Genomic DNA, 2,198 nt, shown 5'->3' on the forward strand with positions numbered 1-2,198 from the left:
GGCCTGTTCCACCCTTGCCTTGGCCGTGGAGACCTGCGCGTCGGCGCGGGCAAGATCGGCGCGGAAGTCGCCATCGTCGATTTTCAGGATGATCTCGCCCTTGCCGATACGCCCGCCAAGCTCGAGATTCGGATTGATGCCTGTCACCTTGCCGGACACTTCGCCGACAAGGCTCAGCGTTTCGCGCGCCTGAAGGCGCCCCGGCGCTGTTACCTGATAGCGATTGCCGGCGGGCTCGATGGTCGCTGTTTCGACATAGGGGATGCTGTCTTCGCGCGCCGCCGCTTCCTCGCTGACGCCATCGCCAGAGCCGGCGACCAGCATGACCACAAAACCGGCGGCGGCAGCGAGCACGCCGACAAGGATCCAGACGCGGCCCGGCCGCCCTGATGCTTCACGGTCATTTTCAGTTTGCGAAGACATTGTTATTCCAACGCATCATCTACCCATTACATCTATGGGCGCGACTTTGATTGGACGCTGCCCGGATTGATTGTACATGGTACCAGCTATGCAATTTGCCAGTCGAACCAGGTGCCAATGTCCCTTTATCGCATAAGAGTCTCAATTCTTGCTTTAACCATTCTGTCGATTTCAGGATGTCTGTCTGTTGGCCCGGAATATGATCCGCCCGTCCTGGACACCTGGCAGGATGCATGGATCGCTGGCGATAGCGCCGTCCTCGCGCCGGGCGCGCTGGACCAGACAGACTGGTGGCGGAGCTTCGATGACGCGCCCCTCATCGCCCTCGTCGAGGAGGCTGATGCGAGCAATCCCGACATTGATCAGACCCGCGCCAATATCGCTGCGGCTGAAGCAGCTGTTGCAGCTGCACGCGCAAGCCGCTTCCCGCTTGGACAGCTCACGGGCGCCATCACCCGCCAGAAACAATCAAGCAGCTCGCTGGGCGCGGACGTGCCGTTCGAGTTCAGCGCGCAGACGCTTTATTCAGCCGGCGCCGAAGCCAGCTGGGAGGCCGATCTGTTCGGCCGGGTGGCGAACAATATCTCGCAGGCAGAAGCCGCCCTTGGCGGGCGCGAGGCCATCGCTGCGGATACGCGCCGCGCCATTATGGCGCAGACGGCCTCGACCTATCTCACCCTTCGCGAGCTCGATACCCGGATCGCCGTCAACACTGAAAGCCTCGAGCGCCAGAGCGATGTGCTCGATCTGACCCGGCAATTGCGCGATGCCGGCGAGGTCGCCGATATCGATGTCGAGCGCCAGACAAATCTCGTTCAGAGTACGCAGGCGGGCATCTTGGCCATCAAGGCAGCGCGCGCGGAAACCCTGGCCGGCCTTGCCCGGCTGACGGGCCACACCGTCCCGGCCTTCATCCAAGCGCATCCTCAGCTCGCGCCCTTCGAGAGCACGGCCCTGGCGCCGGTCGACGCGTTCGAGCCGATTGCCATCGCCTCGCCTGTCGACCTGCTGCGCCGGCGCCCGGATATCAGGGCGGCAGAGCGCCAGCTGGCAGCGGCGACCTATGCCGTGAGCGCTGAAATGGCAGACCTCTACCCGACCATCTCTCTCAGCGGTCAGGCCACCTTCACCTCGAACGAACCGTCCAGCCTCTTCACAGAAGAAGCGCTGGGCTACAGTTTCGGCCCGCGCATCAGCTGGGGTATTTTCAATCTTCCACTGACCCGCGCGCAGATCGATCAGGCCGAGGCTGAAGCCGATGCCGCGCGGGCCGGGTTTGAAAGCGCCGTCCTGCAGGCGCTGACTGAAACCGATGCGGCCCTTCAGGCCTATAATTACGCGGTCGAGGAAGCGGCCCTCAGGGCGAGGGCGCTTGGCGCGGCAGAGCGGGCGCTCGACCTTATCGAGATCCGCTACCGGGAAGGCGCTGAAAGCCTGCTCAGCCTGATCGACGCGCAACGCCAGACCCTGAGCGCCCGCGACGCCGAAGCCCAGGCCCGCTACGAGGCCCTGCGCCGCCGCGTCACCATCTACCGCGCCTTTGGCGGCTAGACCGTTCGGCCCGGAAACGCCCGGCATTTACGCCCGGTGATCAAGAGGCATTGCTTTGGGCGGCTGTTATGGGCTGATCGTCCACGGCGTTGTTTCTGAGCCATTCAGCCGTTTCGCTGGCGGGCATCGCCCGGGCGATGAAATAGCCCTGCATTTGCGGACAACCGACGCCTTCAATGAAGGCGCTTTGTTTGTCGGTCTCGACCCCTTCGGCAACGATAGTC

At 63.5% G+C, this 2,198-nt stretch carries 2 protein-coding genes and 1 pseudogene; 1 reads left to right on the top strand and 2 read right to left on the bottom strand.

The annotated features are described in order from the left end of the window. Positions 1 to 423, bottom strand: a pseudogene (locus WA989_RS13290) (hypothetical protein); the annotation flags it as partial. A gap of 117 nt (positions 424 to 540) precedes the next feature. Here WA989_RS13290 and WA989_RS13295 point away from each other — a divergent pair. Then, positions 541 to 1,974, top strand: a complete 1,434-nt coding sequence (locus tag WA989_RS13295; protein WP_424340972.1) for an efflux transporter outer membrane subunit — start codon at positions 541 to 543, stop codon at positions 1,972 to 1,974. 40 nt (positions 1,975 to 2,014) lie between these two features. On the opposite strand, the gene WA989_RS13300 is transcribed toward WA989_RS13295, so the two are convergent. After that, positions 2,015 to 2,198, bottom strand: a 184-nt coding sequence (locus WA989_RS13300; RefSeq protein ID WP_424340973.1) for a hypothetical protein, incomplete at its 5' end; no start/stop codon positions are given.

Origin of the sequence: Henriciella sp., from assembly GCF_049649345.1 — a bacterium.
Taxonomy (GTDB): Bacteria; Pseudomonadota; Alphaproteobacteria; order Caulobacterales; family Hyphomonadaceae; genus Henriciella.

What these genes read in the sequence shown, in the direction of transcription:
- WA989_RS13295 (WP_424340972.1), top strand. Translation starts at nt 541, where the DNA reads ATGTCCCTTTATCGCATAAGAGTCTCAATTCTTGCTTTAACCATTCTG.